Raw genomic sequence first — 23,016 nt, 5'->3', positions numbered from 1 at the left:
ATAAAGACAGGGGAATAAGCAAGGATAGGCAAAAACAAGAGATAAATAACAGTCACCACATAGATAACTGGATTGGTAGCGTTCTCATCCATTAATTCAGCAGAAATGTCCTGCCTGTTATGCACCGCCCGATTCCAGTTAAGAATGCTAGCCTCGGGTCGGTAGATAACAGGGTAGATAAAGATTAGTGCGATGAATAAAGAGGATAAGTGAAGAACAATAAATGCATCAAATTCAGGGCGAAGTGAAAGGCAACCGCCACCAATAAACGACCACTCCACAGCCATGCCAGGCCGTAAATTAACCCTGCCAATGCGGCGAATACCATCAATAGCGGGCCGCCTGCAATATGTGCTGCGCCAAATAATAGGGCGGTGAGCAGTAGGGCCGGATAGTTACCCAACCACTGACTTAACCTTTGTTGCAAATAGCCACGAAACAGTGCTTCTTCTGCCAGACAAACAAAAAACACATTAGCGACCACAAAGGAACCTATCCATGCTGGGGTGTGCATCTCAATTTTCAGGCCGCCTAAGGCAACAGCCAGCAACAGCAATGCAGGGATACTGACAATCAATACCAGCCAGCTTGCACGGCTCACTGATGGATGCTTTTTCGCGACAAATAAGGTTGGCAGGCAAACCAGTAAAATAAAAGGTATTAATGCTTTATCAAGATTGTAATACAGGCTGAAGGGTGCGCTGAGTGGCCCTGTCTTCACGTCTTTCAATACATTTAGATTATTAAAACCGGGTACCAGATGCAGAAACAGTGCGATTGCTGCCATCACCAGCAGCAATTCCAGTGCGACGGCCGGCCATTTCCGGTGACGATATTTTTTCAGTAGTAGTGCCACAATCAATGTTAGAAGCAAGAATGCGGCCGATGGTAGAGTCAAAACACCGTGATACAAGGCAATTGACAGTGACGACAGCAAGAGAAACAGGGAAAGTACCCGGTTAATTGATAAGAAAAGTAACGAAGCAGCAAGTATGCCCCACATAAATATCCCTTTAATGTTATGCCCGTCATCTTTCAAATCGCAGGTGCGGTGGCCGCTTGATTCGCTCGGCTTATAGGGCTATACCCCTTTTGAGACTTAGCCTGCGGACTCACGTACATGCAGTTCAAATCGGCTTATGAGCGCTTTGTTTCTTGCGGCTGGCCTGCACCTGAAATTTATAGGGTATAAATCCTGATGGTGGCTGAATATGTTAAGTTTATCGCCGGCTCTGATAGGGGCTGGCAGTAAGAATGATAGCATAAGCCCCCGCCAATAAACGCCGCTTCCGTTGAGGATAGCTCTCATTATCCTCAACGAAATGCCTGAAGAGTTTTAACCTGCTAACTTTTCCTGTTGGTAGTGATAAATATCGCCATCAGGAACAAAGGTCAGACGGTGGGTAATGCACTGTGGTGCATCTTCAGCATGGTGAGAAACGAATAACAGTTGCGTGTCACCCTCACTGATCATTACATCAATAAAACGCCGTACCAATAGGCGATTAAGCGGGTCCAAACCCTGCAAGGGTTCATCAAGAATCAACAGTGCAGGATGCTTAACCAGTGCTCGGGCGATCAGTGCCAACCGCTGTTGTCCCCAAGAGAGACTGTGGAAGGGCTGATTAGCGGTCACGGCGGAAAAACCGAGTAAGTCTAACCATTGATTGGCTAATTGTTGTTGGCGATCAGACACTGCCTGATAAATACCGATTGAATCGAAAAAACCGGAGAGAATCACGGTACGTAGATTGGTGCTGACGCGGTAATCCAGATGCAAACTACTGCTGACATAACCAATATGGCGTTTAATATCCCAGATAGTTTCCCCACTGCCACGGCGGCGGCCAAACAGTGTCAAATCATTACTGTATCCTTGCGGATGGTCGCCAGTAATCAGGCTGAGTAAGGTTGACTTCCCAGCACCGTTTTGGCCAATAATTTGCCAGTGTTCACCGGGATTAACCTGCCAACTCAGGTTATGAAGAATAGGGCGGTCATTGTATTCAACCACGCCATTACGCAAGATAATTAGTGGCTTATCTGGTGCGAAAGGGGCCTGCTGTTGCGGGTGTTCTGTTTCTGGCAACAACATACCATCAAGGTTTTCACTGTGCGCCAGTTGGGCAATCAATGCCTCGGAAAGAATCTGCTGGCGGGGGCCAGTATGGGTTAATTGGCAATCTGCCAGCACACCGACGTATTGCACAAAATCAGGGATATCATCAAAACGATTTAGTACCAGCACCAGCGTGACACCTTGTGCTGAAAGGGTGGATAGCATACCAGCCAACTGCGTGCGGGCTGTCACATCCAGACCATCAAAGGGTTCATCCAGAATCAACAGATCCGGTTGTGGCATCAGCGCTCGGCACAGCAATGTTTTGCGGGTCTCACCAGTAGAAAGATATTTAAAGCGACGCGAGAGTAACTGGCTGATACCAAACTGCTCTGCCAACTGCTGACAACGTTGCGGATCAACGTATTCTTCCTGAATGATCTCTGCGGTAGTACGCCCGGTATCGTCTTCATCTGCGCTGAGTAAATCAGTGTTATTGCGCTGCCACTCTTCGCTGACTAACTGCTGAAGTTGCTCGAACGACAAATGCACGCTGTGGCGAAAATGGTTGTGGCGGCTGCCGCTCAACAGGATTAATTCCCCTGCTAATGCCTTTGCCAACGCGGATTTCCCGCTACCATTGGCACCGACAAATGCCCAGCTATCACCCGATTGAACATGCAATGCTGGCAGGATGAGTGTCCGGGTGTCACTCAGGCGAAAACAACCTTGCGATATTTGCAACTCCGACATCATTCTTTCCATATTTTGCAACACAATAAGGGTGTTAGGGATAATCGGAAAGGGGCAAAATGTCAACAGTAAATACTAAGGTTATTTTGCATAACTAAGCTGAATTATTTAGCAAAGTGTAGCGATAATGACCCGATCTGCATTGAATTGGGCAATGACGTGACTACCAACATGCAAATTCAGCTTATGTAATTCGCTATTGTTTTGTGTCGAACACAAGCTGGCTCCCCCAGTTAAGGTCACGATAACTTCACTGTGATCGCTGCCGGGTTCAATACTGGCCACGGTGCCGGGCAGAGAGTTATCAGCAGCCCCCGCCAGTGCCTGATCAGTAACCAGTTTTACCCAAGGGGCTTTGATCAGTGCCAATACTTCTTTGCCCGCCGAAAGTTGCAAGCGATCAGCACTCTGTTGAGTGAGTGCCGCAGATAACCGGGTTTTGCCGTCTGATAATAGGATATTGACGTGTTGTTGAACCTGCTGATGATCCCGCTCAATCAGGGTGCCGAAAAATTGATTACGGGCGCTGGTTTGTAAAGAGAAGCGCGAAATAGCTGCCAATAAACTATCGAGTGGCAGCGAATCATCTTTCAGCGTGTCAAATGCCTTTTGCTGGATCTTGGCGAGCAAATCATAAAGTTGAATTAAACGCTCGCCGTAACGAGTCAGGTGCGCGCCGCCACCGCCTTTACCACCTGTTGCCCGCTCAACCAATATTTCCTCGGCTAAGGTATTCATTTCGTTAATCGCGTCCCAGGCACTTTTATAGCTAATCCCAGCCAGTTTTGCGCCCTGGCTGATGGAACCGGTATGCTGTATTTGTTTCAGTAATGCGATACGCCGGGGATCAGCAAACAGCCGTTGCTGAAGTTTTAGGGTAAGAAGAATTTCAGCCTGCATGATTTTTTACTCCGGCGGGAAAGGATTATTGCTATCTAAGTGCTTGTATACACCTGAATCGCACGTTTGGCAGGTTACATTCTTTTGCTGTTAGTTAAAATAACAGGGTTCATTCATCGCTGATATAATTTACAGTAAATGATAGATCCTAGTTATTGTGATAACGTAAGTTATCGCTCAATGAGCAGTAATGAGAGGCTGATATGTTGGATTTATTGAAAAGTCTGGTCTTTGCCGTGGTCATGGTACCGGTGGTTATGGCCGTGATTCTGGGGCTTATCTATGGACTGGGCGAGGTGTTCAACGTCATCTCTAAGACAGGTCACACCAAAGAACGCTCTTAATCTGATTTCTGAATGCCCGGCACATAGACGCTGGGCATTTTCGTTTTTCTCCCTCATTTCCTCCACTCCCCCACTTGTTACCACAGCTCAAGATACCTCGCATCTTGCCGATAAACTGCATGACCTGCTTATAATGTTGCGTTATATTCCCATGTATATAGCGATTTCATTAATGCGGAGAACAACATGAAGAATCAATACGGTAACGCCAAGGTTTGGGTAGCGAGTGCAACACTGCTGGCAGCATTTTCCGGCACCACGTTAGCGGCGGACAACATTACAGTGTTTGCTGCGGCTTCATTGACCAATGCATTACAAGATATTGCCGTACAGTATAAAAAAGAGAAGCAGGTTGATGTTGTTGCGTCGTATGCTTCATCTTCAACGTTGGCACGCCAGATTGAGCAGGGCGCACCGGCTGATATGTTTATTTCTGCCGATCAGCAATGGATGGATTATGCTATTGATAAACAGCAAATTGTTGCCAATACTCGCTACACCTTATTAGGTAATGAACTGGTATTAATTGCTCCGCAAGACAGTAAAATAGATAAAGTCGTAATCGATAAAAAAACCGACTGGAAGAAATTATTGGATGGTGGCCGTTTGGCGGTGGGCGATCCTGATCATGTTCCTGCTGGGATTTATGCCAAAGAGTCACTGGAGAATTTAGGTGCCTGGTCAACTTTAGCCCCTGAAATGGCGCGGGCCAATAACGTGCGCAGTGCAATGGCACTGGTCGAACGGGCAGAAGCGCCGCTGGGTATTGTCTATGGTTCAGATGCGATAGCCAGTAACAAAGTTAAGGTTGTGGGGATATTCCCGGAAGCAAGTCATAAGCCGGTTGAATACCCGATGGCAATTGTTAAAGGTCATGAAAACCCGACCGTGAGTGCTTTTTATGATTACCTGAAAAGCCCAGCAGCGGCGGTTATTTTCAAAAATTATGGATTTACCCCACGCTAATGATATTGAGTGAGTATGAGTGGCAGGCAATTATTCTTAGTCTGAAGGTTTCAGCGGTTGCGGTGGCGTGCAGTTTGCCGTTAGGCATTTTAATGGCGTGGATTTTAGTGCGCTGCCGTTTTCCCGGTAAATCGTTGTTAGACAGTATTATTCACTTACCACTGGTGCTGCCACCCGTGGTGATTGGCTATTTATTGTTGATAAGCATGGGGCGGCGCGGTTTTATTGGCGAGTGGCTCTATAGCTGGTTTGGCATTAATTTCAGTTTTAGTTGGCGTGGTGCGGCGTTAGCCTCGGCGGTGGTGGCCTTTCCGCTGATGGTGAGGGCTATCCGGCTGGCGTTGGAAGCAGTTGATACGCGTCTGGAACTGGCGGCCCGCACGCTAGGAGCCAATCCGTGGCGGGTGTTTTTCACCATTACGTTACCGCTCTCTTTACCGGGGGTGATTGCTGGCACCGTGCTTTCTTTTGCCCGTTCACTGGGGGAGTTTGGGGCGACCATCACTTTCGTCTCCAATATTCCCGGTGAAACCCGCACTATTCCACTGGCAATGTACACACTGATTGAAACCCCTGGGGCGGAAGCTGCTGCTGCGCGTTTGTGTGTCATTGCCATTATTCTGTCGTTGGTGGCGTTGCTATTATCCGAATGGCTGGCCCGCTGGGGTAAAAAACGCATGGGGGCACCATGTTAGAGCTGGATTTCAGTCAGCAACTGGGCGATTTGGATTTACGCGTTTCCACCAATCTGCCCGCCCAAGGTATCACCGCTATTTTCGGGTTGTCGGGGGCCGGTAAAACCTCATTAATTAATGTTATTGGTGGCCTGACCCGTCCGCAGCAAGGCAAAGTGGTGTTAAATGGCCGGGTGCTGGTGGATGCCGAGCAGCAAATCTATCTGCCACCGGAAAAACGCAAAGTCGGTTACGTATTTCAGGATGCGCGCTTATTTCCCCATTATCGGGTGCGGGGCAATTTACAATACGGCATGGCCCCGTCAATGCGTGGGCAATTTGACACAATTGTCGGTTTGCTGGGTATCGAGCCACTATTAAGTCGTTTCCCACTGACCCTCTCTGGCGGCGAGAAACAGCGTGTTGCTATTGGGCGCGCATTATTGACCGCCCCCGAACTGTTGTTGATGGATGAGCCACTGGCCTCTCTGGATTTGCCCCGCAAACGTGAGCTGCTGCCTTATCTGGAGCGGTTGGCGCAAGATGTTAACACCCCTATTTTGTATGTTAGCCACAGCATGGATGAGATCCTGCGGCTGGCAGATCAAGTGGTGGTTATGGATGGTGGCAAAGTGCGCGCGGTCGGCGGGCTGGAGGAAGTGTGGGCCAGTAGTGCATTGCGCCCGTGGCTGCAACGGGAAGAACCGAGCAGCATACTGCGGGTCAGTGTCATTGGTCACCACGACCGCTATGCCATGACCGCGCTGGCGTTAGGTGATCAGCGATTGTGGGTGGGTAAGCTTGATGCGCAAGAGGGTAGCTCAATGCGTATTCGGATTAATGCAGCCGATGTTTCGTTGGTATTACAGCCACCGCAAAGCAGCAGTATCCGTAATATCTTGCCGGTAAAAATTGCCGAATGCCTTGAGGTGGATGGGCAGGTCGATGTCAAACTCGCGGTTGGTGATCAATGGTTGTGGGCGCGGATCACGCCGTGGGCACGGGATGAATTGGCGCTTAAACCCGGTCAGTGGGTGTATGCACAGATAAAAAGTGTCTCGTTTAACCGCAAGAATTGAGGGCGATAACCCCTGGGTTCACCCGACGATAAAACGCCCGTCAGCCGGGCGTTTTTTACTATCAAGCCAGGACATGCTGGCGGATGACGCCAGCAATACCGGGTTGTTCGTTATCGGCAATCACCAGGTCAGCCCGCTGTTTGATAGCATCGGCGCTATTCCCCATCGCCACTCCCAAACCAGCGCTTTCCAGCATGCTCAGGTCATTAAAGTTATCACCAAAGGCAACCACATCTTTCATGCTCAAACCCTGAGATTCAACCCATTGCTGTAGCCGCTTACCTTTGCTGTTACCCGCCTGTGCGATATCAACTTGATCATGCCATGACCATTCGCAAGCCAACCCCATGTCATTCTCAATCTGGGTTGCGAGCGCTCTCAGTTGCTCAATATCCGAGTGTGAAGTGGCGAATTTCCAGATAGAACTGGCAGTGTGAGCAGCATCAAGCAAGCTATCAACGTGGAGTAGCGTTGGGCGCTGAGCGGGTGGTAATGACTCAGCCCAACTGAGTGAGCGAATCACATGCCCGCTGGTTTGCTGATAGAGCATGGCATCGTCCACATACATTAGCCCGTGGATACCGGTTTGCTCCAGCAACTGCAACACCTGAACCGCTTGTTGAGGCTGCAAGGGGTTTGAATCTAATACCTTTTTGGCATGGTAATCATAAATATAGGTACCGTTACAGCAAATTGCAGGTGTATCAAGTTCTAGTGCCTGATAAAACGGGTGAATAGCAACATGATGGCGGCCGGTCACCACTACCACTTTGATGCCTTCAGCACGGGCTTGCGCCAGTGCGGACAAGGATTCTGGCAGAATACGTTTTTTGTGATCCAGTAGCGTTCCGTCTAGATCCAGTGCAATTATGCGATAGGTCATGGCAGCAATAGTCTCGTTAATAAGGGCATTAATAGTATGGTTACATAGTATTACCCGATGGTACACCGGATGGCGGGTTGATTAAACCAAGCCTGGGAGTGGGTAGCATAATCAGCTAAAAATAAGCAGGATAAGTTTTAAACAGCGCGACAGCAGACTGTTGTTATGTCCGCCGAGTCAGGTAAGCTAGGCTAAAGAGTGTTGCCTAATAGGTTCGACTAAGGAGTAGAGATGAAGCAAGTGGTTTACGTGGCAAGCCCAGACAGTCAGCAGATCCATGTTTGGCAATTAGATTCCGCCGGTGCATTAACCTTATTGCAAACGGTGGAGGTGCCGGGGCAAGTGCAGCCGATGACAATCAATCCAAACCAGCGCCAGTTATATGTTGGGGTGCGCCCCGATTTTGCCATTATCAGCTACAACATCAGCGACGATGGCACATTGACCGCCGCTGGCATGGCACCACTGCCAGGCAGCCCAACGCACATTGGCACTGATTTACAAGGCCGCTTCCTGTTCTCTGCTTCATATAGCTTTAACTGTGTCAGCATTAGCCCTATTGATGAGCAGGGTGTGGTACAGGCACCTATTCAGCAATTGGATGATTTGCCTGCTCCACATTCGGCGAATATTGATCCGACCAATCAAATATTACTGGTACCTTGCCTGAAAGAAGATAAGGTGCGGTTATTTGATCTGAGCCTTGAGGGTAAACTGACCCCACACGTTCAGGCGGCGATACCGGTTGCTGCCGGTGCGGGCCCACGTCATATGGCCTTCCACCCCAATAAACACGTCGCCTATTGTGTTAACGAGCTGAATAGCTCGGTAGATGTGTATCAAATCAACAAAAACGGCCAAGAATACCAGCTAATACAGACGCTGGATGCGATGCCAACAGACTTTACCGGCACTCGTTGGGCGGCTGATATCCATATTACGCCAAATGGCCGTCATCTCTATATCAGTGACCGTACTGCCAGTCTGCTGGGTATTTTCAGTGTTTCTGACGATGGGCGTGAGATTACGTTGGTCGGGCACCAACAGACTGAAGCACAGCCACGCGGTTTTAATATCGATAACAGTGGTAACTTCCTGATCTCTTCCGGCCAGAAGTCGGATCATATTGCCGTGTATCGTATTGATCAACACAGCGGTGAGCTAACCCCCCTTAAGCGCTATGCAGTAGGGAAAGGGCCAATGTGGGTCACTATTTTGGCACCAAGAGCTTAAAAAATAATATTGCAGGGCGGGGAAATGTGTCGAAGGGGTCGTAACGGCGTAAGCCGTCGCAGCGCCCATCGGTGCAGTTGCCCCGCCAATTTGCGAACGATATTGTCCACCACTGCTTTAGTGGATATTTACTATCGCAGCTTTCACCGCATCCGTTAACCGCGTCAGTGATTGCGGCGAGATAATATAAGGCGGCATCAGGTAAATCAGTTTACCAAACGGGCGGATCCACACGCCGTGCTCGACAAATTGCCGTTGCAGGCGCGCGACGTTAACCGGCTCTTTCATTTCCACTACCCCAATTGCCCCTAATACCCGCACATCGGCTACTGCTTCATGTTCTGCAAGTAGCATTAACGCGTGTTTCAATTGGTTTTCTATGGCGGCAACCTGCTGTTGCCAGTGATTCTCAGCCAACAGACTCAAGTTTGCCGAGGCGACAGCGCAAGCCAATGGATTAGCCATAAATGTCGGGCCGTGCATAAAGCAACCCGCATCACCGTTACTGATGGTTTCTGCCACCTTACGGGTAGTTAAGGTAGCCGATAAAGTCAGGTAGCCGCCGGTCAACGCCTTACCCAAACACAGAATGTCCGGCACGATTTGCGCATGTTCGCAGGCGAAAAATTTGCCGGTGCGGCCAAAACCGGTAGCAATTTCATCGGCAATCAACAAAATCTGGTGCTGATCGCACAATGCTCTGACCTCACGCAAATAGGCGGGGTGATAGATACGCATTCCACCGGCACCTTGCACTATCGGTTCCAGAATGACTGCGGCTATCTCGCTGGAATGTGTGGCTATCATTGCAGCAAAATCAGTGATGTCTTCCGGGTTCCACGGCTCGTCGAAGCGGCATTGTGGCGCGCGGGCAAACAGATTTTCAGCTAAATACCCCTGATACAAACTGTGCATTGAATTCTGGGGATCACAAACTGACATCGCACCAAAAGTATCACCATGGTAGCCGTGGCGCAGGGTTAAAATCCGTTGCCGCCGTTCACCTTTGGCCTGCCAGTATTGCAATGCCATTTTCAATGCCACTTCAACGGCCACCGAACCCGAATCAGCGAGAAAAACACACTCTAGTGCCGAAGGGGTTAGAGCAACCAACTGTTGGCAGAGTTCCACGGCGGGCGGGTGGGTGATACCTCCAAACATCACATGGGACATTTTATCCAACTGCTGATGTGCCGCGTGGTTCAGTACCGGATGATTATAGCCGTGAATGGCCGCCCACCATGATGACATGCCATCGATCAGACGTCGGCCATCAGCCAGTTGCAGCTCAACGCCATCGGCTGCGACCACCGGATAGCAGGGAAGCGGGTCAGTCATTGAGGTGTAGGGGTGCCAGATATGACGTTGATCAAAAGCCAGGTCAGAAGGTGTCATGAGGATTGTTGTAAACCAATTCATTGCAAGAATGGTTGACAGTATATCGAGTTTATTTACACTGGCGAAACTTTTTTCTCTTCCTTGGAGAAGCCGTAATGGCAAATTATATTCGCTGGACAGTCGGGCAAGCCCAGGCCTTGTTTGAAAAACCACTGCTGGATTTATTGTTTGAAGCGCAGCAGATTCATCGTCAGCATTTTGACTCGCGTCAGGTGCAAGTCAGTACTTTGCTGTCGATTAAGACCGGTGCTTGCCCGGAAGATTGCAAATATTGCCCGCAAAGCTCGCGTTACAAAACTGGCTTGGAAAGTGAGCGCTTAATGCAGGTTGAACAAGTGCTGGCGTCAGCGAAAAAGGCCAAAGCCGCTGGCTCAACCCGTTTCTGTATGGGCGCGGCCTGGAAGAATCCCCATGAGCGTGATATGCCTTATTTGGAGAAAATGGTTGAAGGTGTCAAGGCCATGGGGATGGAAACCTGTATGACGCTTGGCTCGCTGGATAAACAGCAAGCTCACCGGTTGGCAGAGGCTGGGCTGGATTATTACAACCACAATCTTGATACCTCGCCGGAATTCTACGGCAGCATCATTACCACCCGCAGTTATCAGGAACGGCTCGATACCCTCAGTGAAGTTCGTGACGCCGGTATCAAAGTCTGTTCGGGAGGCATTGTCGGGTTAGGCGAAACTGTTCGTGACCGCGCAGGGCTACTGGTACAACTGGCGAATTTGCCCAAACCGCCTGAAAGTGTGCCGATCAATATGCTGGTAAAAGTGAAAGGCACGCCGATGGAAAATAACGACGACGTCGATGCTTTCGAGTTTATCCGCACCATCGCTATCGCACGTATCATGATGCCAACCTCTTACGTGCGTTTATCTGCCGGTCGCGAACAAATGAACGAGCAAACGCAGGCGATGTGCTTTATGGCAGGGGCTAACTCTATTTTCTACGGCTGTAAATTGCTTACCACGGCGAATCCTGAAGAAGATAAAGATCTGCAACTGTTTCGTAAATTGGGGCTGAATCCACAGCAAACCGCCACCGAGCAAGGGGATCGCGAACAGCAGCAAGTATTGACTGAGCAACTCTTGCAGCGTGACTCATTGCCCGGTGAGAGCACACAATTTTATAACGCGGCAATCTGATGAACTGGCAAAGCAAGATAGAGCAGGGGCTGCAACAGCGACGCGACGCCGCGGCCTACCGTAGCCGTCAGGTTAATGAGGGGGCGAGTGGGCGCTGGTTGCAATCAGCAGAACGGCGTTATCTCAACTTCTCCAGCAATGATTATCTGGGGTTAAGTCAGGATCCCGACGTGATTGCGGCGTGGCAGCAGGGGGCGCAACGCTATGGTGTTGGCAGTGGTGGCTCTGGCCATGTTACCGGCTATAGCCGGCCTCATGCCCAACTGGAACACCAATTGGCGGACTGGCTGGGTTATCCGCGTGCATTGTTGTTTATCTCAGGCTACGCGGCAAATCAGGCGGTATTGGCGGCGTTAACTGCCGCCGACGACAGGATACTGGCCGATAAACTCAGCCACGCCTCTTTGCTGGAGGCTGCTGCACACTCTCCGGCTCAATTGCGGCGCTTTGTGCATAATCAGCCCGATGCGCTACAAAACCTACTCGATAAACCCTGTGCGGGCCAAACATTGGTGGTCACCGAAGGCGTTTTTAGTATGGACGGTGATAGCGCTCCACTGGCTGCTTTGCAGCAAAAAACTGTGGCGGCGGGTGGCTGGTTACTGGTGGATGATGCGCACGGAATTGGGGTGTGTGGCGAAGGTGGCCGTGGTAGTTGCTGGCAGCAAGGGGTAAAACCTGAACTGTTAGTGGTCACTTTTGGCAAGGCATTCGGCCTAAGTGGGGCGGCAGTGTTGTGTCAGGAACCGGTTGCCGAGTATCTGCTGCAATATGCCCGCCACCTGATATACAGCACCGCAATGCCGCCAGCACAGGCTTGTGCGTTGCAAGTGGCACTATTACGTATTCAGCAAGGTGACGACTTGCGACAGCAGCTTCAGCAACGTATTGCGCAATTTCGGCGTGGAGCGGCAGACTTACCGTTGCAATTAGGGGCATCTGAAACCGCTATTCAGCCACTGCTGGTGGGTGACAATCAGCAAACACTGACACTGGCGGAGCAACTACGCGCCGAGGGGTTATGGGTAACGGCGATTCGCCCTCCAACAGTCCCGCCGGGGGGCGCCAGATTGCGTATTACCCTGAGTGCTGCGCATCAATATGATGATATCGACAGATTGCTGGAGGTGCTGTATGGCGTTTGTCGCTGATAATCCACGATTACCCTTGGTTGATAAACCGGCGATTGCGGCTGCATTTAGCCGGGCTGCTGGCAGCTACGACTCAGCGGCAAGTTTGCAACGAGAAACGGGGAATACCTTATTGGCGCTGGGTTATCAGCACCCTGGTGCGTCGGTGCTGGATGCCGGGTGCGGTACTGGCTATTTCAGCCGCCGTTGGCGTGAACGAGACAGATATGTTACTGCGCTAGATTTGGCCGCCGGAATGTTGGATCACGCCCGGCGACAGCAGGCTGCGGACAGCTATTTATTGGCTGATATTGAGAATATACCGCTGCCAGATCAAAGCGTTGATATTTGTTTTAGTAATCTGGCGCTACAGTGGTGTGCTGATTTACCGCAGGCGCTAGCTGAGTTATATCGCGTCACGCGAGTTGGCGGCATCATTCTGTTTTCTACCTTGGCAAAGGGGTCTCTTGACGAGCTGGGGCAGGCGTGGCAACAGGTAGATGGCCAGCGCCATGTGAATGATTTTCTCCCCTTTCAGCATATCAGTGACGCTTGTCAGGGGTATCGCCATCACCTAACAACCGAGTTATATCAGCAACAGTTTCCTGATGTAATTGCGCTTATGCGCTCTCTGCAAGGCATTGGTGCTACGCATTTACATCAGGGGCGTCAGTCTGGGTTAAGTGGTCGCCAGCGGCTGGTGGCCCTGCAACGCGCTTATAGCACCCAATCTGGCACCTACCCGCTGAGTTACCATTTAGTTTATGGGGTTATATATCGTGATTAAACGTTGGTTTATCACTGGCACGGATACCGATGTCGGTAAGACAGTTGCCAGTTGTGCCTTACTGCAAGCCGCAGCCCAGCAGGGCTATCGCACCGCCGGTTATAAACCGGTGGCATCCGGCAGCCAGATGACGCCTGACGGATTGCGCAACAGTGATGCTTTGGCGCTACAAGCAAACAGCAGTGCGGCACTTAGTTATTCACAGGTGAATCCGCTCACATTTCTGGAGGCAACCTCGCCCCATATTGCCAGTGCCAGCGAAGGGCGTGAGATTGATTTGTCAGTTTTATCGCAAGGACTACAGCAGCTTGAGCACTCAGCAGAATGGATATTGGTCGAAGGGGCTGGCGGCTGGTTTACCCCACTGTCGCCACAGGCAACTTTTGCCGATTGGGTTTTACGAGAGCAACTGCCAGTAATTATGGTTGTTGGCATCAAATTGGGATGTATCAATCATGCTTTGTTGACCGCTTTGGCTATCCGACAAGCTGGGCTGAAACTGGTAGGGTGGATCGCTAATGAGGTGATACCTGCGGGGGGGCGACAAGTTGAGTATATGGCAACATTGACACAGATGATCAGTGCCCCGCGATTAGGTGTCGTCCCCTATCTGACGGACCTTGACGTGTATCCCATCACCCAGCGGCGTGATCTTGGTGGCTATTTGGATTTAGGACTTTTGGCTGAGGTGCCACTGAGCTGAATTTTTGACGGCGATATGACCCTAAAGGGCTAATAGACATTATTAGCCCTGAGTTTTTTGCGGAGTATGGCCGCTATCATCGGCTTTAGTTTGCATGAGGGAGAAACCACTCTGCGCCATATTAACTGGCCAAATGCGTAATAATCATCTCTTCATCCAATTGAGCCAATGTTCCTTGTGCCACATTTCGGCCATCGGCCATCAAACAGAATCGATCTGCCACATGCTGAATAAAGGGTAAACGGTGTTCAACCAAAAGTACCGTCAAACCCAGGCTACGACTGAGCTGATGTAGGATATTGCCAATATCCTCAGTCAACGGCGGTAAAATACCACTCCCCGGTTCATCAAGAATCAACAGTTCTGGCTCTGTCACCAGTGCTCTGGCAATGGCCAACTGCTGTTGTTGATTACGGGTTAGCTCCCCACCACGTTGGGTGCGTTTGTCATACAGTTGCGGGAATATATCAAAAATCCAGCCCGGAATTTGGCGAGACTTATGGCGGCCCGCCAGCACGGCTATCAGCATATTCTCCTCTACACTCAGTTGAGAGAAGATCTGCTGCCCTTGTGGTACATAGCCAATACCCAGAGCAGTACGCCCCTCAACCGGCTGCTGTAGCAAATTCTGCGGCGGTTCATGATTAGGTTGCCAGGTCATGGTGCCACTCTTAATTGGCAGATGCCCCATGATGCAATTAATTAACGTCGTTTTTCCTACGCCATTACGGCCAATCAGGCAGGTACACTGCCCACGGGGGATCTCGAGATTAATATCCCAAAGGATATGATTCTGTCCATAGTATTGATTCACAGCGGTTAAACTCAGCATCAGTGCTTCTCCTCAGTCGATCTCAGTAGTTCACAGGTGGCCCGGTGTTCTGTAACGGCTAGTGAAGGATTAACCAGCAAATCTGCATACTTGGTAGCGGCAGTACAGCATAAAACACCACACTTCTAACGGGTGGTTGTCGGTGTAAATTGAGGTGAAATGGGCGAATTGCGGCATTAAATGGCATCAACAGGCTATTTTTATCCTTAATCACCCTGCGATAGGATGATTTTTAGTCTATTAATGCGTTGCACCGCTTTAGACCATTTCCCCTTTAATCTCTCCGTTTCACAGAGATATAAAGCAACTCTTGGGCCAAGTTGCTATACAGAGAGTAAAATCTGTTTGTTAACAGGCTGTAAATGGTTTTAACGCGCAGCGTGGGGTAAAAATAGCTCAGCCTGGCGGGGGGCGAGCGTAGAGTGATGGCTAGCTTGCACTTAAGCGGTGCTTTGGTGGAGAAAATGGTGCAGTAGAAAAAGAGAGAGGTCAGAGGTCATTAGATACAGGTGTTAACTAGTGAAAATTATAGAATTAGCAAGCTACATAGTTAGCACTAATTGAAATATGCGGTGAAATAAAAATGTAAAAAAAACACTAAAAAAGCCAGTTAGTCCCCATTTATCCCCCAAGCTTTGCTTTTCGCCAACTCCCAGCCGCTGTGGGGTTGAATGAGTTATCCACCATTCCTGTGGATAACCTTGTGCATTAGCCATAGAAAACTGATGGCAAGCGAGAGCGGGCGCGGCTTGCGCTCCTGTTGTCCGCATTCTCTACTTTTTAATAATTTATTTTACTTTCAATGGGTTATTTAAAATCAAGCGCTGAAAAATCATAACTGGCGATGATGAGTGATCTTTAATCGATTAGTTATCACTAATGTGTTTATGTTAACAGTTGGGGATAAAAACGCTTTTACAGTGCAGCTGTCGTTTAGATGTCACTGTAACGAGGCAAACAATCTCCTGGTGAAAGACATTCCTACATTTTGGTGCTTGAAGCTGGTTTTATATCCAGTATCATAGAGGTGGCAAAATTCTATGGGGCTTTCATAATTAGCCTCCTGATAGTGTGTGTTTCTCCAGTGGGTAGCAAATTCATGAGTAAATTATTCAAACTACATTCTGAGTTTAAGCCAGCAGGCGACCAGCCTGAGGCCATCCGTAAACTGGAAGAAGGGCTAGAGAATGGTCTGGCTCATCAGACACTGTTGGGGGTAACGGGATCGGGTAAAACCTTTACGATAGCCAATGTTATTGCTGATTTGAATCGCCCAACCATGGTGCTGGCACCCAATAAGACATTGGCAGCACAGCTTTATGGTGAGATGAAAGAGTTCTTTCCCGATAACGCGGTAGAGTATTTCGTCTCCTACTATGACTACTACCAGCCTGAAGCCTATGTCCCAAGCTCTGATACGTTTATTGAAAAAGATGCCTCGGTAAATGAGCATATCGAGCAAATGCGGCTATCTGCGACCAAAGCACTGCTGGAAAGGCGTGATGTTATCGTGGTGGCGTCGGTTTCTGCGATTTATGGTCTGGGTGATCCTGATTTATACCTGAAAATGATGCTGCATCTGACTAAGGGTATGATCATCGATCAGCGCTCTATTTTGCGTCGCTTATCCGAATTGCAGTACAGCCGTAATGATCAGGTATTCCAGCGCGGTACCTTCCGGGTGCGTGGTGAAGTTATCGACATCTTCCCCGCAGAATCTGATGAATGGGCGTTGCGGGTAGAGTTGTTCGATGAAGAGGTCGAACGGTTGTCCATCTTTGATCCATTGACAGGCCAGTTACAGCATGAAGTACCGCGCTTTACGGTCTATCCTAAAACGCACTACGTTACCCCGCGCGAGCGTATTTTGCAGGCCATGGAAGAGATCAAAGTCGAATTGGCCGACCGCCGTCAGGTGCTATTAGCCAATAACAAGTTGTTGGAAGAGCAACGTATTAGCCAGCGGACCCAGTTTGACCTTGAAATGATGAATGAGCTGGGCTATTGCTCCGGTATTGAAAACTATTCCCGCTACCTTTCGGGCCGTGGTCCAGGCGAAGCACCACCGACGCTATTTGACTATCTACCGGCTGACGGTCTGTTGGTGGTTGATGAATCCCACGTCACTATTCCGCAAATCGGCGGGATGTACAAAGGTGACCGCTCACGCAAAGAAACATTGGTGGAATATGGTTTCCGGCTGCCATCGGCACTGGATAACCGGCCAATGCGGTTTGAAGAGTTTGAAGCACTGGCACCACAAACTATTTATGTTTCAGCAACTCCAGGTAAATATGAGCTGGAGAAATCCGGTGGCGATATCATCGATCAGGTCGTGCGGCCGACGGGCCTGCTCGACCCATTAATTGAAGTACGGCCGGTAGCCACACAGGTTGATGACTTGCTGTCAGAGATCCGTATTCGTGCAGCGATTAATGAGCGGGTGCTGGTGACCACGCTGACCAAACGTATGGCTGAAGACCTGACCGAGTATCTTGGAGAGCATGGCGCCCGTGTTCGTTACCTGCATTCGGATATTGATACCGTTGAACGGGTAGAGATCATTCGTGATCTGCGTTTGGGTGAGTTTGATGTATTGGTGGGAATCAACTTACTGCGCGAAGGTTTGGATATGCCAGAGGTTTCTCTGGTCGCAATTCTTGATGCTGATAAAGAAGGTTTCCTGCGTTCTGAACGCTCTTTAATCCAGACCATTGGCCGTGCGGCGCGTAACCTTAATGGTAAAGCAATACTGTATGGCGACAGAATTACCGCCTCAATGGAAAAGGCTATTGGTGAAACGGAACGGCGCCGTGTCAAACAGCAAGCTTACAACGAAGAACGTGGCATCATTCCGCAAGGGTTGAACAAGAAGATTGGCGATATTCTGCAATTGGGCCAACCCTCTTCCCGTGGTAAAGGGAAAGGGCGGGGCGGCAAAGTGGCCGATCCCAATAATTATCACGCCTTGCCACCAAAAGCGCTTGATCAGAAAATCCGTGAGTTGGAGTCTAAAATGTACACCCACGCGCAAAATCTGGAGTTTGAGCAGGCAGCAGAACTGCGTGATCAAGTCCATCAGTTGCGCCAGCAATTTATCGCGATATCTTGATGCTCATCAGCCCTGCATTATGTGGGCGGTAAGCAATGGTGCGACAAATCGGGAATTTATGCTTGTCGCATCAACCTATCCTGATTAAGGTGTGCGACTAATAAAATCATCACCTAGATAGACTCAAATAACCTGGCGTTGCAGGTTGGTGGCAAACCCACAATTCAGCAGCCCCAAGTCGGAGAGTAAAAGTGCGAGATAAATAATGAGTGATCACTTGTCGAAAGATCCATTACACGGTATTACCCTTGAACAACTGCTGACCAAACTGGTTGAGCATTATGGCTGGGAGGAGTTGGCATACCGTATCAATATCAACTGTTTCATCAGCGATCCCAGCATTAAATCCAGCCTGAAGTTTTTACGCCGTACACCATGGGCTAGAACTAAAGTGGAGGCGCTGTATATCCATATGAATGACAGCGCAAGGTTGCAAGCTCAAACTCAAGCTAAGCCTCTTAGCTAGTTTGCCCCACCGAGCTGTTGCAGGGTGTTTTCCAGTGCCTGGCGCAGTAGCTCACGGTCATGGCGGTAAGGGATATCTTTTGCTTCCAGTGGCTGCTGGATAATAATCCTGTCTGTTACACCACTGATATCAATTTGTGGACTGACAATTGCCGCATCAATAATTTTGCGGCCAATCTTGCTTTCCATTATCGCCAGTTTTTCTTGCAACGATAGCGCGGCCGCCGCCACACTGAGTTCACGCCCCAGATTACCGATATAAATCATACTGGCAGAGCTGCGTCGTAAGGCCTGAGTTAAGTCATCTAGCAGTAACAAGGGCATCAGACTGGTTAAGAAACTACCTGGCCCAATCAAAATAACATCGGCCTGGCTAATTGCTTCCACGGCTTCCCGCGTGGCGTGAACGTGCGGTGACAACAACATCTCTTGTGGCATTTTTGCCAGTTGGTCGATATTCACCTCACCATAAACGGGGTGCCCTTCATGATCGATGGCCAGCAGATCGACCGGCTGCTCAGACATTGGGATGAGCCATGCCTCAACCTTCAGCAAGCTACGTACCAGATTGATTGCCTCGATAGGTCTGATGCTGAGATGGTCTAACGCTTTGAGCATTAAATTGCCCAGATTATGGCCCGAGAGTTCGCCATTACCGCTAAAACGGTATTCAAACATTGCCGAAGCCACACTCGGCTCAGTGATCAACTGATTAAGGCAATTGCGGGTATCACCCCAGGCAATCCCTCCTTCTGAACGGCGAATGCGGCCAGTCGAGCCGCCATTATCGGTGGTGGTAACAATACCTGTCAGGCGTGAACCCAGTGGCGAAAGGGCTGACATCACGCGCCCCAGGCCATGGCCTCCCCCTAAAGCAACCACTCGATCGAGATCCGCTAATGTGCGATTTCGCATATTTTTCCTGTCTAAATATTGTTGCCTGGCTCTAATAGCGTAGCTAAGGGTGAAATTGCTGCATAAGTTAACGGATTTGCCGCGAAAACGCGATAAAAGCCATTGTTTTAGTGATTTTAAACAAAGTATTAGCAACGGATTACAATAGACTGAATAACAGTGAGTTTTGTTAGATAAGTCGTTGTATATAAAAATATATAACGAAAAACAGCCATTGGCTATCCTGCCGTTTTAGCGTTAGAATCTCTAGGAAAAGTAGGGTTTTTAGCGACTCATCTGCCACTAAGCGCTTTACTTTTTAAACCATGGTTCGGTGGGCAGTAGGTAAACTGTCACTGAACATAAACTCCTAGCCTTGGCGTCTACGTTGTCTCGTTCGCGAACAATATGATGCTCTGGCCGTGGCTTTAAGCCACCAGGGTGCGAGGTAGAAATGCCTGCATCTCCCGTATTTGGAAAGGTGTTATGGTACAACTCACTGACGCATTTGCGCGCAAGTTCTATTATTTGCGCCTATCAATCACCGATGTGTGCAATTTCCGTTGCACCTATTGCTTGCCGGATGGCTATCGCCCCGACGGATTAAAAAGCTTTCTGAGTCTGGACGAGATAAGCCGCGTCAGCCGCGCCTTTGCTCTGTTGGGAACAGAAAAAATTCGTCTGACGGGCGGCGAACCTTCTATGCGGCGCGACTTCACCGATATCATCGCGACTATCAAACAAAATCCGGCGATCCGCACACTGGCAGTCACCACCAATGGCTACCGTTTAGCCCGTGACGCCGCCCAATGGCGGGAGGCTGGATTGACAGCCATTAACGTCAGTGTCGATAGCCTTGACCCGCGACAATTTCATGCCATAACCGGGCAGGATAAATTTCATCAGGTCATGCAAGGCATTGATGCTGCCTTCGATGCTGGTTTTGAGAAAGTCAAAATCAATGCCGTACTGATGCGTGATGTCAATGATCGCAATCTGAATGCCTTCCTCAGTTGGATAAAATCGCGACCGATTCAACTGCGGTTTATCGAATTAATGGAAACCGGCGAGGGGGGGAAGCTGTTTCGTCAGCATCATGTCTCCGGTGGTGTCATCCGCCAGCAATTACTCCAACAAGGTTGGCAACAGCAAGCGCGGGCGCGCAGTGATGGCCCGGCGCAGGTGTTTTATCATCCGGATTATCTGGGAGAGGTCGGGCTGATTATGCCGTATGAGAAAGACTTCTGCGCCAGTTGTAACCGCTTGCGTGTTTCAGCGCTGGGAAATCTGCATTTATGCTTATTTGGCGAGCAAGGTATTACGCTACGTGACTTACTGGGCAGCGATGACCAGCAAGATGAGTTAATGGCACGCATCCAGAGTGCATTGCAAACCAAGAAACAGACCCATTTTCTGCATCAGGGCAACAGCGGTATTACCCAGAATTTATCGTTTATTGGCGGTTGATAGCGGGCAACGTTAAGAACAGAAGAGAATATATGACCCAACTAACTCACATTAACGCCGCAGGCGAAGCCCATATGGTGGATGTTTCCACTAAAGCAGAAACTGTGCGCGAAGCACGGGCAGAGGCTTTTGTTGAAATGCAGGCCGCGACGTTGGCGATGATTATCGAGGGCAGCCACCACAAAGGTGATGTCTTTGCCACTGCGCGTATTGCCGGGATTCAGGCGGCTAAAAAAACCTGGGAATTGATCCCACTGTGCCACCCACTGTTGCTGACCAAAGTTGAAGTTCAACTGGAAGCACAACCAGAACACAACCGTGTGCGTATCGAAACTTGCTGCCGCCTGACCGGTAAAACCGGCGTGGAAATGGAAGCGCTGACGGCAGCTTCCGTTGCCGCCCTGACAATTTACGATATGTGCAAAGCGGTACAAAAAGACATGATAATTGGCCCGGTGCGCCTGTTAGCAAAAAGTGGCGGGAAATCCGGTGATTTTAAGGTGACCCCATGATTCAGATTCTCTTTTTTGCTCAGGTGCGTGAACTGGTCGGAACCGACAGCCTGCAATTGGCGGCGGAATTTCCCACTGTCGAGGCACTGCGCCAATCCCTGTGCCAACGGGGCGAACGCTGGCAATTAGCCCTTGAAGAAGGCAAATTACTGACTGCAGTGAATCAATCACTGGTCAATGTTCACCATCCGCTGGTGGCGGGTGATGAAGTGGCGTTCTTCCCGCCGGTGACCGGAGGTTGATAATGGAGCATACCCGTATTCGTGTGGGCACTGAGACCTTCAGTGTGGGTGATGAGTATCACTGGTTGTCACAGTGTGATGAAGATGGCGCGGTGGTGACCTTTACCGGCAAAGTCCGTAATCACAACCTGGGTGATAGCGTCAGTGCACTGACGCTGGAACATTACCCAGGCATGACAGAAAAGGCGTTAGCTGAGATTATTGATGACGCCCGCAGCCGTTGGCCTTTACAGCGTGTTAGCGTTATTCATCGGGTAGGGCCACTGTTCCCCGGCGATGAAATCGTCTTTGTCGGGGTGACCAGTACCCATCGCAGTATGGCGTTTGATGCGGCTGAATTTATAATGGATTACCTGAAAATAAAGGCACCATTTTGGAAACGGGAAGCCACAACGGATGGCGAACGTTGGGTTGAATCACGCGACAGTGATCATCAGGCGGCCAGGCGTTGGTAAATTGAGCGTAAACCAGTGTAAAGATCACTGCTAAATGTCTATTTTTACTCCCTTGTTGACTGTACTTCTGTGGTACCCTTAAAAAGTCGGTGGGCTGTCAATTTAGATGGCCTGTATCATTATTTATATGCATAAGGTAACTACCATGGATCGCTATCCACGCTCTAATGGTTCGATTGTCGAACGTGCCAACACAGGCATTCAGGCATACATGGCGCAGGTATACGGCTGGATGACCTGTGGTCTGTTATTAACGGCGGTTGTCGCTTGGTACGCAGCGAATACCCCTGCGATACTCAACTTTATATTTTCCAGTCAGATCACTTTTTTCGGGCTGATTATTGTTCAGTTAGGTCTGGTATTTGTTATTTCTGGCATGGTTAACCGCCTGAGTGGCTCGATGGCTACCTCGCTGTTTATGCTCTATTCCGCATTAACCGGCTTGACGATATCCAGCATTTTCATCATGTACACCAGCTCTTCTATCGCCAGCACATTCTTGATTGCTGCCGGTATGTTTGGTGCCATGAGTTTCTACGGCTATACCACCAAGCGTGATTTGAGTGGTATGGGCAGCATGCTGTTTATGGGCCTGATCGGTATCGTGTTGGCATCGATTGTTAACATCTGGCTGAAAAGCACGGCGCTAATGTGGGCAGTGACCTACATCGGGGTGTTAGTGTTTGTTGGTTTGACTGCTTATGATACCCAGAAGTTGAAAAACATGGGCTCACAGTTGGATGCCAATGATAAAGATAACTTCCGCAAGTATTCCATCGTGGGTGCTTTGACGCTGTATCTTGATTTCATTAACTTGTTCTTGATGTTACTGCGGATTTTCGGCAACCGCCGTTAAGCTGGCTGATTCAGGGCTGCGACGCGGCAAACTTGCTCGCCGTACGCTGCTCGAAATGCTCATTGACCGATGTCAACTGCGCTTTCTGCGCTGCGGGCGTCGGTCAATTTTTTGGTCTCGCCAC

Annotated in this window: 23 protein-coding genes and 1 riboswitch; of the genes, 16 read left to right on the top strand and 7 right to left on the bottom strand. The window is 49.6% G+C overall.

Annotated features, from left to right (window positions below):
* Positions 1 to 184 precede the first annotated feature (184 nt).
* The 3 genes from V2A84_RS12190 to modE form a co-directional block, all read right to left on the bottom strand.
* Positions 185 to 1,003, bottom strand: a complete 819-nt coding sequence (locus tag V2A84_RS12190) for a CPBP family intramembrane glutamic endopeptidase (RefSeq protein WP_083159554.1) — start codon at positions 1,001 to 1,003, stop codon at positions 185 to 187.
* 333 nt (positions 1,004 to 1,336) lie between these two features.
* Positions 1,337 to 2,812, bottom strand: coding sequence for a molybdate ABC transporter ATP-binding protein ModF (modF, locus tag V2A84_RS12185; protein WP_083159552.1), 1,476 nt, complete (start codon positions 2,810 to 2,812; stop codon positions 1,337 to 1,339).
* A 108-nt stretch (positions 2,813 to 2,920) separates the two neighbouring features.
* Positions 2,921 to 3,712, bottom strand: coding sequence for a molybdenum-dependent transcriptional regulator (modE, locus tag V2A84_RS12180; protein WP_083159550.1), 792 nt, complete (start codon positions 3,710 to 3,712; stop codon positions 2,921 to 2,923).
* A 203-nt stretch (positions 3,713 to 3,915) separates the two neighbouring features.
* Here modE and V2A84_RS12175 point away from each other — a divergent pair, with 203 nt between their 5' ends.
* The 4 genes from V2A84_RS12175 (at position 3,916) to modC (ending at position 6,775) form a co-directional block, all read left to right on the top strand.
* Positions 3,916 to 4,056: an AcrZ family multidrug efflux pump-associated protein gene (locus V2A84_RS12175; protein ID WP_083159548.1), complete on the top strand. Its 141-nt coding sequence runs from the start codon at positions 3,916 to 3,918 to the stop codon at positions 4,054 to 4,056.
* A gap of 186 nt (positions 4,057 to 4,242) precedes the next feature.
* Complete coding sequence (gene modA, locus V2A84_RS12170) at positions 4,243 to 5,022, top strand: molybdate ABC transporter substrate-binding protein (protein ID WP_083159546.1); 780 nt, start codon at positions 4,243 to 4,245, stop codon at positions 5,020 to 5,022.
* Positions 5,022 to 5,717: a molybdate ABC transporter permease subunit gene (gene modB, locus V2A84_RS12165; protein ID WP_032907071.1), complete on the top strand. Its 696-nt coding sequence runs from the start codon at positions 5,022 to 5,024 to the stop codon at positions 5,715 to 5,717. The genes modA and modB overlap by 1 nt, the downstream gene beginning before the upstream one ends.
* Positions 5,711 to 6,775: a molybdenum ABC transporter ATP-binding protein ModC gene (gene modC, locus V2A84_RS12160; protein WP_083159544.1), complete on the top strand. Its 1,065-nt coding sequence runs from the start codon at positions 5,711 to 5,713 to the stop codon at positions 6,773 to 6,775. Before modB ends, modC begins: the two co-directional genes overlap by 7 nt.
* A gap of 61 nt (positions 6,776 to 6,836) precedes the next feature.
* On the opposite strand, the gene V2A84_RS12155 is transcribed toward modC, so the two are convergent.
* Positions 6,837 to 7,658, bottom strand: coding sequence for a pyridoxal phosphatase (locus V2A84_RS12155; protein WP_083159542.1), 822 nt, complete (start codon positions 7,656 to 7,658; stop codon positions 6,837 to 6,839).
* Positions 7,659 to 7,889: 231 nt separating this feature from the next.
* Between V2A84_RS12155 and pgl the strand changes: the two genes are divergently transcribed.
* Complete coding sequence (pgl, locus tag V2A84_RS12150; RefSeq protein WP_372568875.1) at positions 7,890 to 8,891, top strand: 6-phosphogluconolactonase; 1,002 nt, start codon at positions 7,890 to 7,892, stop codon at positions 8,889 to 8,891.
* A 117-nt stretch (positions 8,892 to 9,008) separates the two neighbouring features.
* Here pgl and bioA read toward each other — a convergent pair whose 3' ends face one another.
* Entirely contained in the window at positions 9,009 to 10,286 is a 1,278-nt protein-coding gene (bioA, locus tag V2A84_RS12145) for an adenosylmethionine--8-amino-7-oxononanoate transaminase (RefSeq protein ID WP_442848875.1), read from the bottom strand.
* A 98-nt stretch (positions 10,287 to 10,384) separates the two neighbouring features.
* On the opposite strand from bioA, the gene bioB reads away from it, so the two are divergent.
* Genes bioB through bioD form a run of 4 tightly spaced genes read left to right on the top strand, consistent with a single transcriptional unit; the run spans position 10,385 to position 14,057 of the window.
* Positions 10,385 to 11,437, top strand: a complete 1,053-nt coding sequence (gene bioB / locus V2A84_RS12140) for a biotin synthase BioB (protein WP_083159536.1) — start codon at positions 10,385 to 10,387, stop codon at positions 11,435 to 11,437.
* Complete coding sequence (gene bioF / locus V2A84_RS12135; RefSeq protein ID WP_372568876.1) at positions 11,437 to 12,588, top strand: 8-amino-7-oxononanoate synthase; 1,152 nt, start codon at positions 11,437 to 11,439, stop codon at positions 12,586 to 12,588. Before bioB ends, bioF begins: the two co-directional genes overlap by 1 nt.
* Complete coding sequence (gene bioC, locus V2A84_RS12130; RefSeq protein WP_083159532.1) at positions 12,572 to 13,354, top strand: malonyl-ACP O-methyltransferase BioC; 783 nt, start codon at positions 12,572 to 12,574, stop codon at positions 13,352 to 13,354. Before bioF ends, bioC begins: the two co-directional genes overlap by 17 nt.
* The gene (bioD, locus tag V2A84_RS12125; protein ID WP_442848874.1) at positions 13,347 to 14,057 is read left to right on the top strand and encodes a dethiobiotin synthase; all 711 of its coding nucleotides are present in this window, start codon (positions 13,347 to 13,349) and stop codon (positions 14,055 to 14,057) included. The genes bioC and bioD overlap by 8 nt, the downstream gene beginning before the upstream one ends.
* A 121-nt stretch (positions 14,058 to 14,178) precedes the next feature.
* On the opposite strand, the gene V2A84_RS12120 is transcribed toward bioD, so the two are convergent.
* Positions 14,179 to 14,889: an ABC transporter ATP-binding protein gene (locus tag V2A84_RS12120; protein WP_083159528.1), complete on the bottom strand. Its 711-nt coding sequence runs from the start codon at positions 14,887 to 14,889 to the stop codon at positions 14,179 to 14,181.
* A 1,099-nt stretch (positions 14,890 to 15,988) separates the two neighbouring features.
* Between V2A84_RS12120 and uvrB the strand changes: the two genes are divergently transcribed.
* Complete coding sequence (uvrB, locus tag V2A84_RS12115) at positions 15,989 to 18,001, top strand: excinuclease ABC subunit UvrB (protein WP_050087533.1); 2,013 nt, start codon at positions 15,989 to 15,991, stop codon at positions 17,999 to 18,001.
* Positions 18,002 to 18,206: 205 nt separating this feature from the next.
* The gene (locus tag V2A84_RS12110) at positions 18,207 to 18,467 is read left to right on the top strand and encodes a VF530 family DNA-binding protein (protein ID WP_083159526.1); all 261 of its coding nucleotides are present in this window, start codon (positions 18,207 to 18,209) and stop codon (positions 18,465 to 18,467) included.
* Here V2A84_RS12110 and V2A84_RS12105 read toward each other — a convergent pair.
* Positions 18,464 to 19,381, bottom strand: coding sequence for a gluconeogenesis factor YvcK family protein (locus tag V2A84_RS12105; protein WP_083159524.1), 918 nt, complete (start codon positions 19,379 to 19,381; stop codon positions 18,464 to 18,466). The two genes, V2A84_RS12110 and V2A84_RS12105, sit on opposite strands and share 4 nt — an antisense overlap.
* Positions 19,382 to 19,715: 334 nt before the next feature.
* Positions 19,716 to 19,860: riboswitch (molybdenum cofactor riboswitch) on the top strand.
* Here V2A84_RS12105 and moaA point away from each other — a divergent pair.
* The 5 genes from moaA to V2A84_RS12080 all read left to right on the top strand — a co-directional run bounded on the left by moaA (position 19,847) and on the right by V2A84_RS12080 (position 22,892).
* Entirely contained in the window at positions 19,847 to 20,827 is a 981-nt protein-coding gene (moaA, locus tag V2A84_RS12100) for a GTP 3',8-cyclase MoaA (RefSeq protein WP_102970445.1), read from the top strand. Its footprint overlaps the riboswitch before it by 14 nt.
* Before the next feature lie 32 nt (positions 20,828 to 20,859).
* Positions 20,860 to 21,339 carry a cyclic pyranopterin monophosphate synthase MoaC gene (moaC, locus tag V2A84_RS12095; protein WP_083159522.1) on the top strand — a complete coding sequence of 160 codons (480 nt, stop codon included), beginning with the start codon at positions 20,860 to 20,862 and terminating at the stop codon, positions 21,337 to 21,339.
* Positions 21,336 to 21,581: a molybdopterin synthase sulfur carrier subunit gene (gene moaD / locus V2A84_RS12090; RefSeq protein ID WP_032907188.1), complete on the top strand. Its 246-nt coding sequence runs from the start codon at positions 21,336 to 21,338 to the stop codon at positions 21,579 to 21,581. Before moaC ends, moaD begins: the two co-directional genes overlap by 4 nt.
* 2 nt (positions 21,582 to 21,583) lie before the next feature.
* Positions 21,584 to 22,036, top strand: a complete 453-nt coding sequence (gene moaE / locus V2A84_RS12085) for a molybdopterin synthase catalytic subunit MoaE (RefSeq protein WP_442848873.1) — start codon at positions 21,584 to 21,586, stop codon at positions 22,034 to 22,036.
* Positions 22,037 to 22,181: 145 nt separating this feature from the next.
* Positions 22,182 to 22,892 (top strand): Bax inhibitor-1/YccA family protein, encoded by a 711-nt coding sequence (locus V2A84_RS12080; protein ID WP_083159520.1) that lies wholly within the window; start codon positions 22,182 to 22,184, stop codon positions 22,890 to 22,892.
* Positions 22,893 to 23,016 lie beyond the last annotated feature (124 nt).

Source organism: Yersinia sp. 2553 StPb PI, assembly GCF_052217105.1.
GTDB classification, from domain to species: domain Bacteria; phylum Pseudomonadota; class Gammaproteobacteria; order Enterobacterales; family Enterobacteriaceae; genus Yersinia; species Yersinia enterocolitica_E.
The sequence above is the reverse complement of the archived record's forward strand: the minus strand, read 5'-3'. Positions and strand labels throughout refer to the sequence as shown.

What these genes read in the sequence shown, in the direction of transcription:
- V2A84_RS12155 (WP_083159542.1), bottom strand. Translation starts at nt 7,658, where the DNA reads ATGACCTATCGCATAATTGCACTGGATCTAGACGGAACGCTACTGGAT.
- bioC (WP_083159532.1), top strand. Translation starts at nt 12,572, where the DNA reads ATGGCGTTTGTCGCTGATAATCCACGATTACCCTTGGTTGATAAACCG.
- uvrB (WP_050087533.1), top strand. Translation starts at nt 15,989, where the DNA reads ATGAGTAAATTATTCAAACTACATTCTGAGTTTAAGCCAGCAGGCGAC.
- moaC (WP_083159522.1), top strand. Translation starts at nt 20,860, where the DNA reads ATGACCCAACTAACTCACATTAACGCCGCAGGCGAAGCCCATATGGTG.
- moaA (WP_102970445.1), top strand. Translation starts at nt 19,847, where the DNA reads ATGGTACAACTCACTGACGCATTTGCGCGCAAGTTCTATTATTTGCGC.
- moaE (WP_442848873.1), top strand. Translation starts at nt 21,584, where the DNA reads ATGGAGCATACCCGTATTCGTGTGGGCACTGAGACCTTCAGTGTGGGT.
- V2A84_RS12110 (WP_083159526.1), top strand. Translation starts at nt 18,207, where the DNA reads ATGAGTGATCACTTGTCGAAAGATCCATTACACGGTATTACCCTTGAA.
- V2A84_RS12080 (WP_083159520.1), top strand. Translation starts at nt 22,182, where the DNA reads ATGGATCGCTATCCACGCTCTAATGGTTCGATTGTCGAACGTGCCAAC.
- pgl (WP_372568875.1), top strand. Translation starts at nt 7,890, where the DNA reads ATGAAGCAAGTGGTTTACGTGGCAAGCCCAGACAGTCAGCAGATCCAT.
- modA (WP_083159546.1), top strand. Translation starts at nt 4,243, where the DNA reads ATGAAGAATCAATACGGTAACGCCAAGGTTTGGGTAGCGAGTGCAACA.
- modF (WP_083159552.1), bottom strand. Translation starts at nt 2,812, where the DNA reads ATGTCGGAGTTGCAAATATCGCAAGGTTGTTTTCGCCTGAGTGACACC.
- V2A84_RS12105 (WP_083159524.1), bottom strand. Translation starts at nt 19,381, where the DNA reads ATGCGAAATCGCACATTAGCGGATCTCGATCGAGTGGTTGCTTTAGGG.
- V2A84_RS12190 (WP_083159554.1), bottom strand. Translation starts at nt 1,003, where the DNA reads ATGTGGGGCATACTTGCTGCTTCGTTACTTTTCTTATCAATTAACCGG.
- V2A84_RS12175 (WP_083159548.1), top strand. Translation starts at nt 3,916, where the DNA reads ATGTTGGATTTATTGAAAAGTCTGGTCTTTGCCGTGGTCATGGTACCG.
- V2A84_RS12120 (WP_083159528.1), bottom strand. Translation starts at nt 14,889, where the DNA reads ATGCTGAGTTTAACCGCTGTGAATCAATACTATGGACAGAATCATATC.
- bioA (WP_442848875.1), bottom strand. Translation starts at nt 10,286, where the DNA reads ATGACACCTTCTGACCTGGCTTTTGATCAACGTCATATCTGGCACCCC.
- bioF (WP_372568876.1), top strand. Translation starts at nt 11,437, where the DNA reads ATGAACTGGCAAAGCAAGATAGAGCAGGGGCTGCAACAGCGACGCGAC.
- modB (WP_032907071.1), top strand. Translation starts at nt 5,022, where the DNA reads ATGATATTGAGTGAGTATGAGTGGCAGGCAATTATTCTTAGTCTGAAG.
- bioB (WP_083159536.1), top strand. Translation starts at nt 10,385, where the DNA reads ATGGCAAATTATATTCGCTGGACAGTCGGGCAAGCCCAGGCCTTGTTT.
- modE (WP_083159550.1), bottom strand. Translation starts at nt 3,712, where the DNA reads ATGCAGGCTGAAATTCTTCTTACCCTAAAACTTCAGCAACGGCTGTTT.
- moaD (WP_032907188.1), top strand. Translation starts at nt 21,336, where the DNA reads ATGATTCAGATTCTCTTTTTTGCTCAGGTGCGTGAACTGGTCGGAACC.
- modC (WP_083159544.1), top strand. Translation starts at nt 5,711, where the DNA reads ATGTTAGAGCTGGATTTCAGTCAGCAACTGGGCGATTTGGATTTACGC.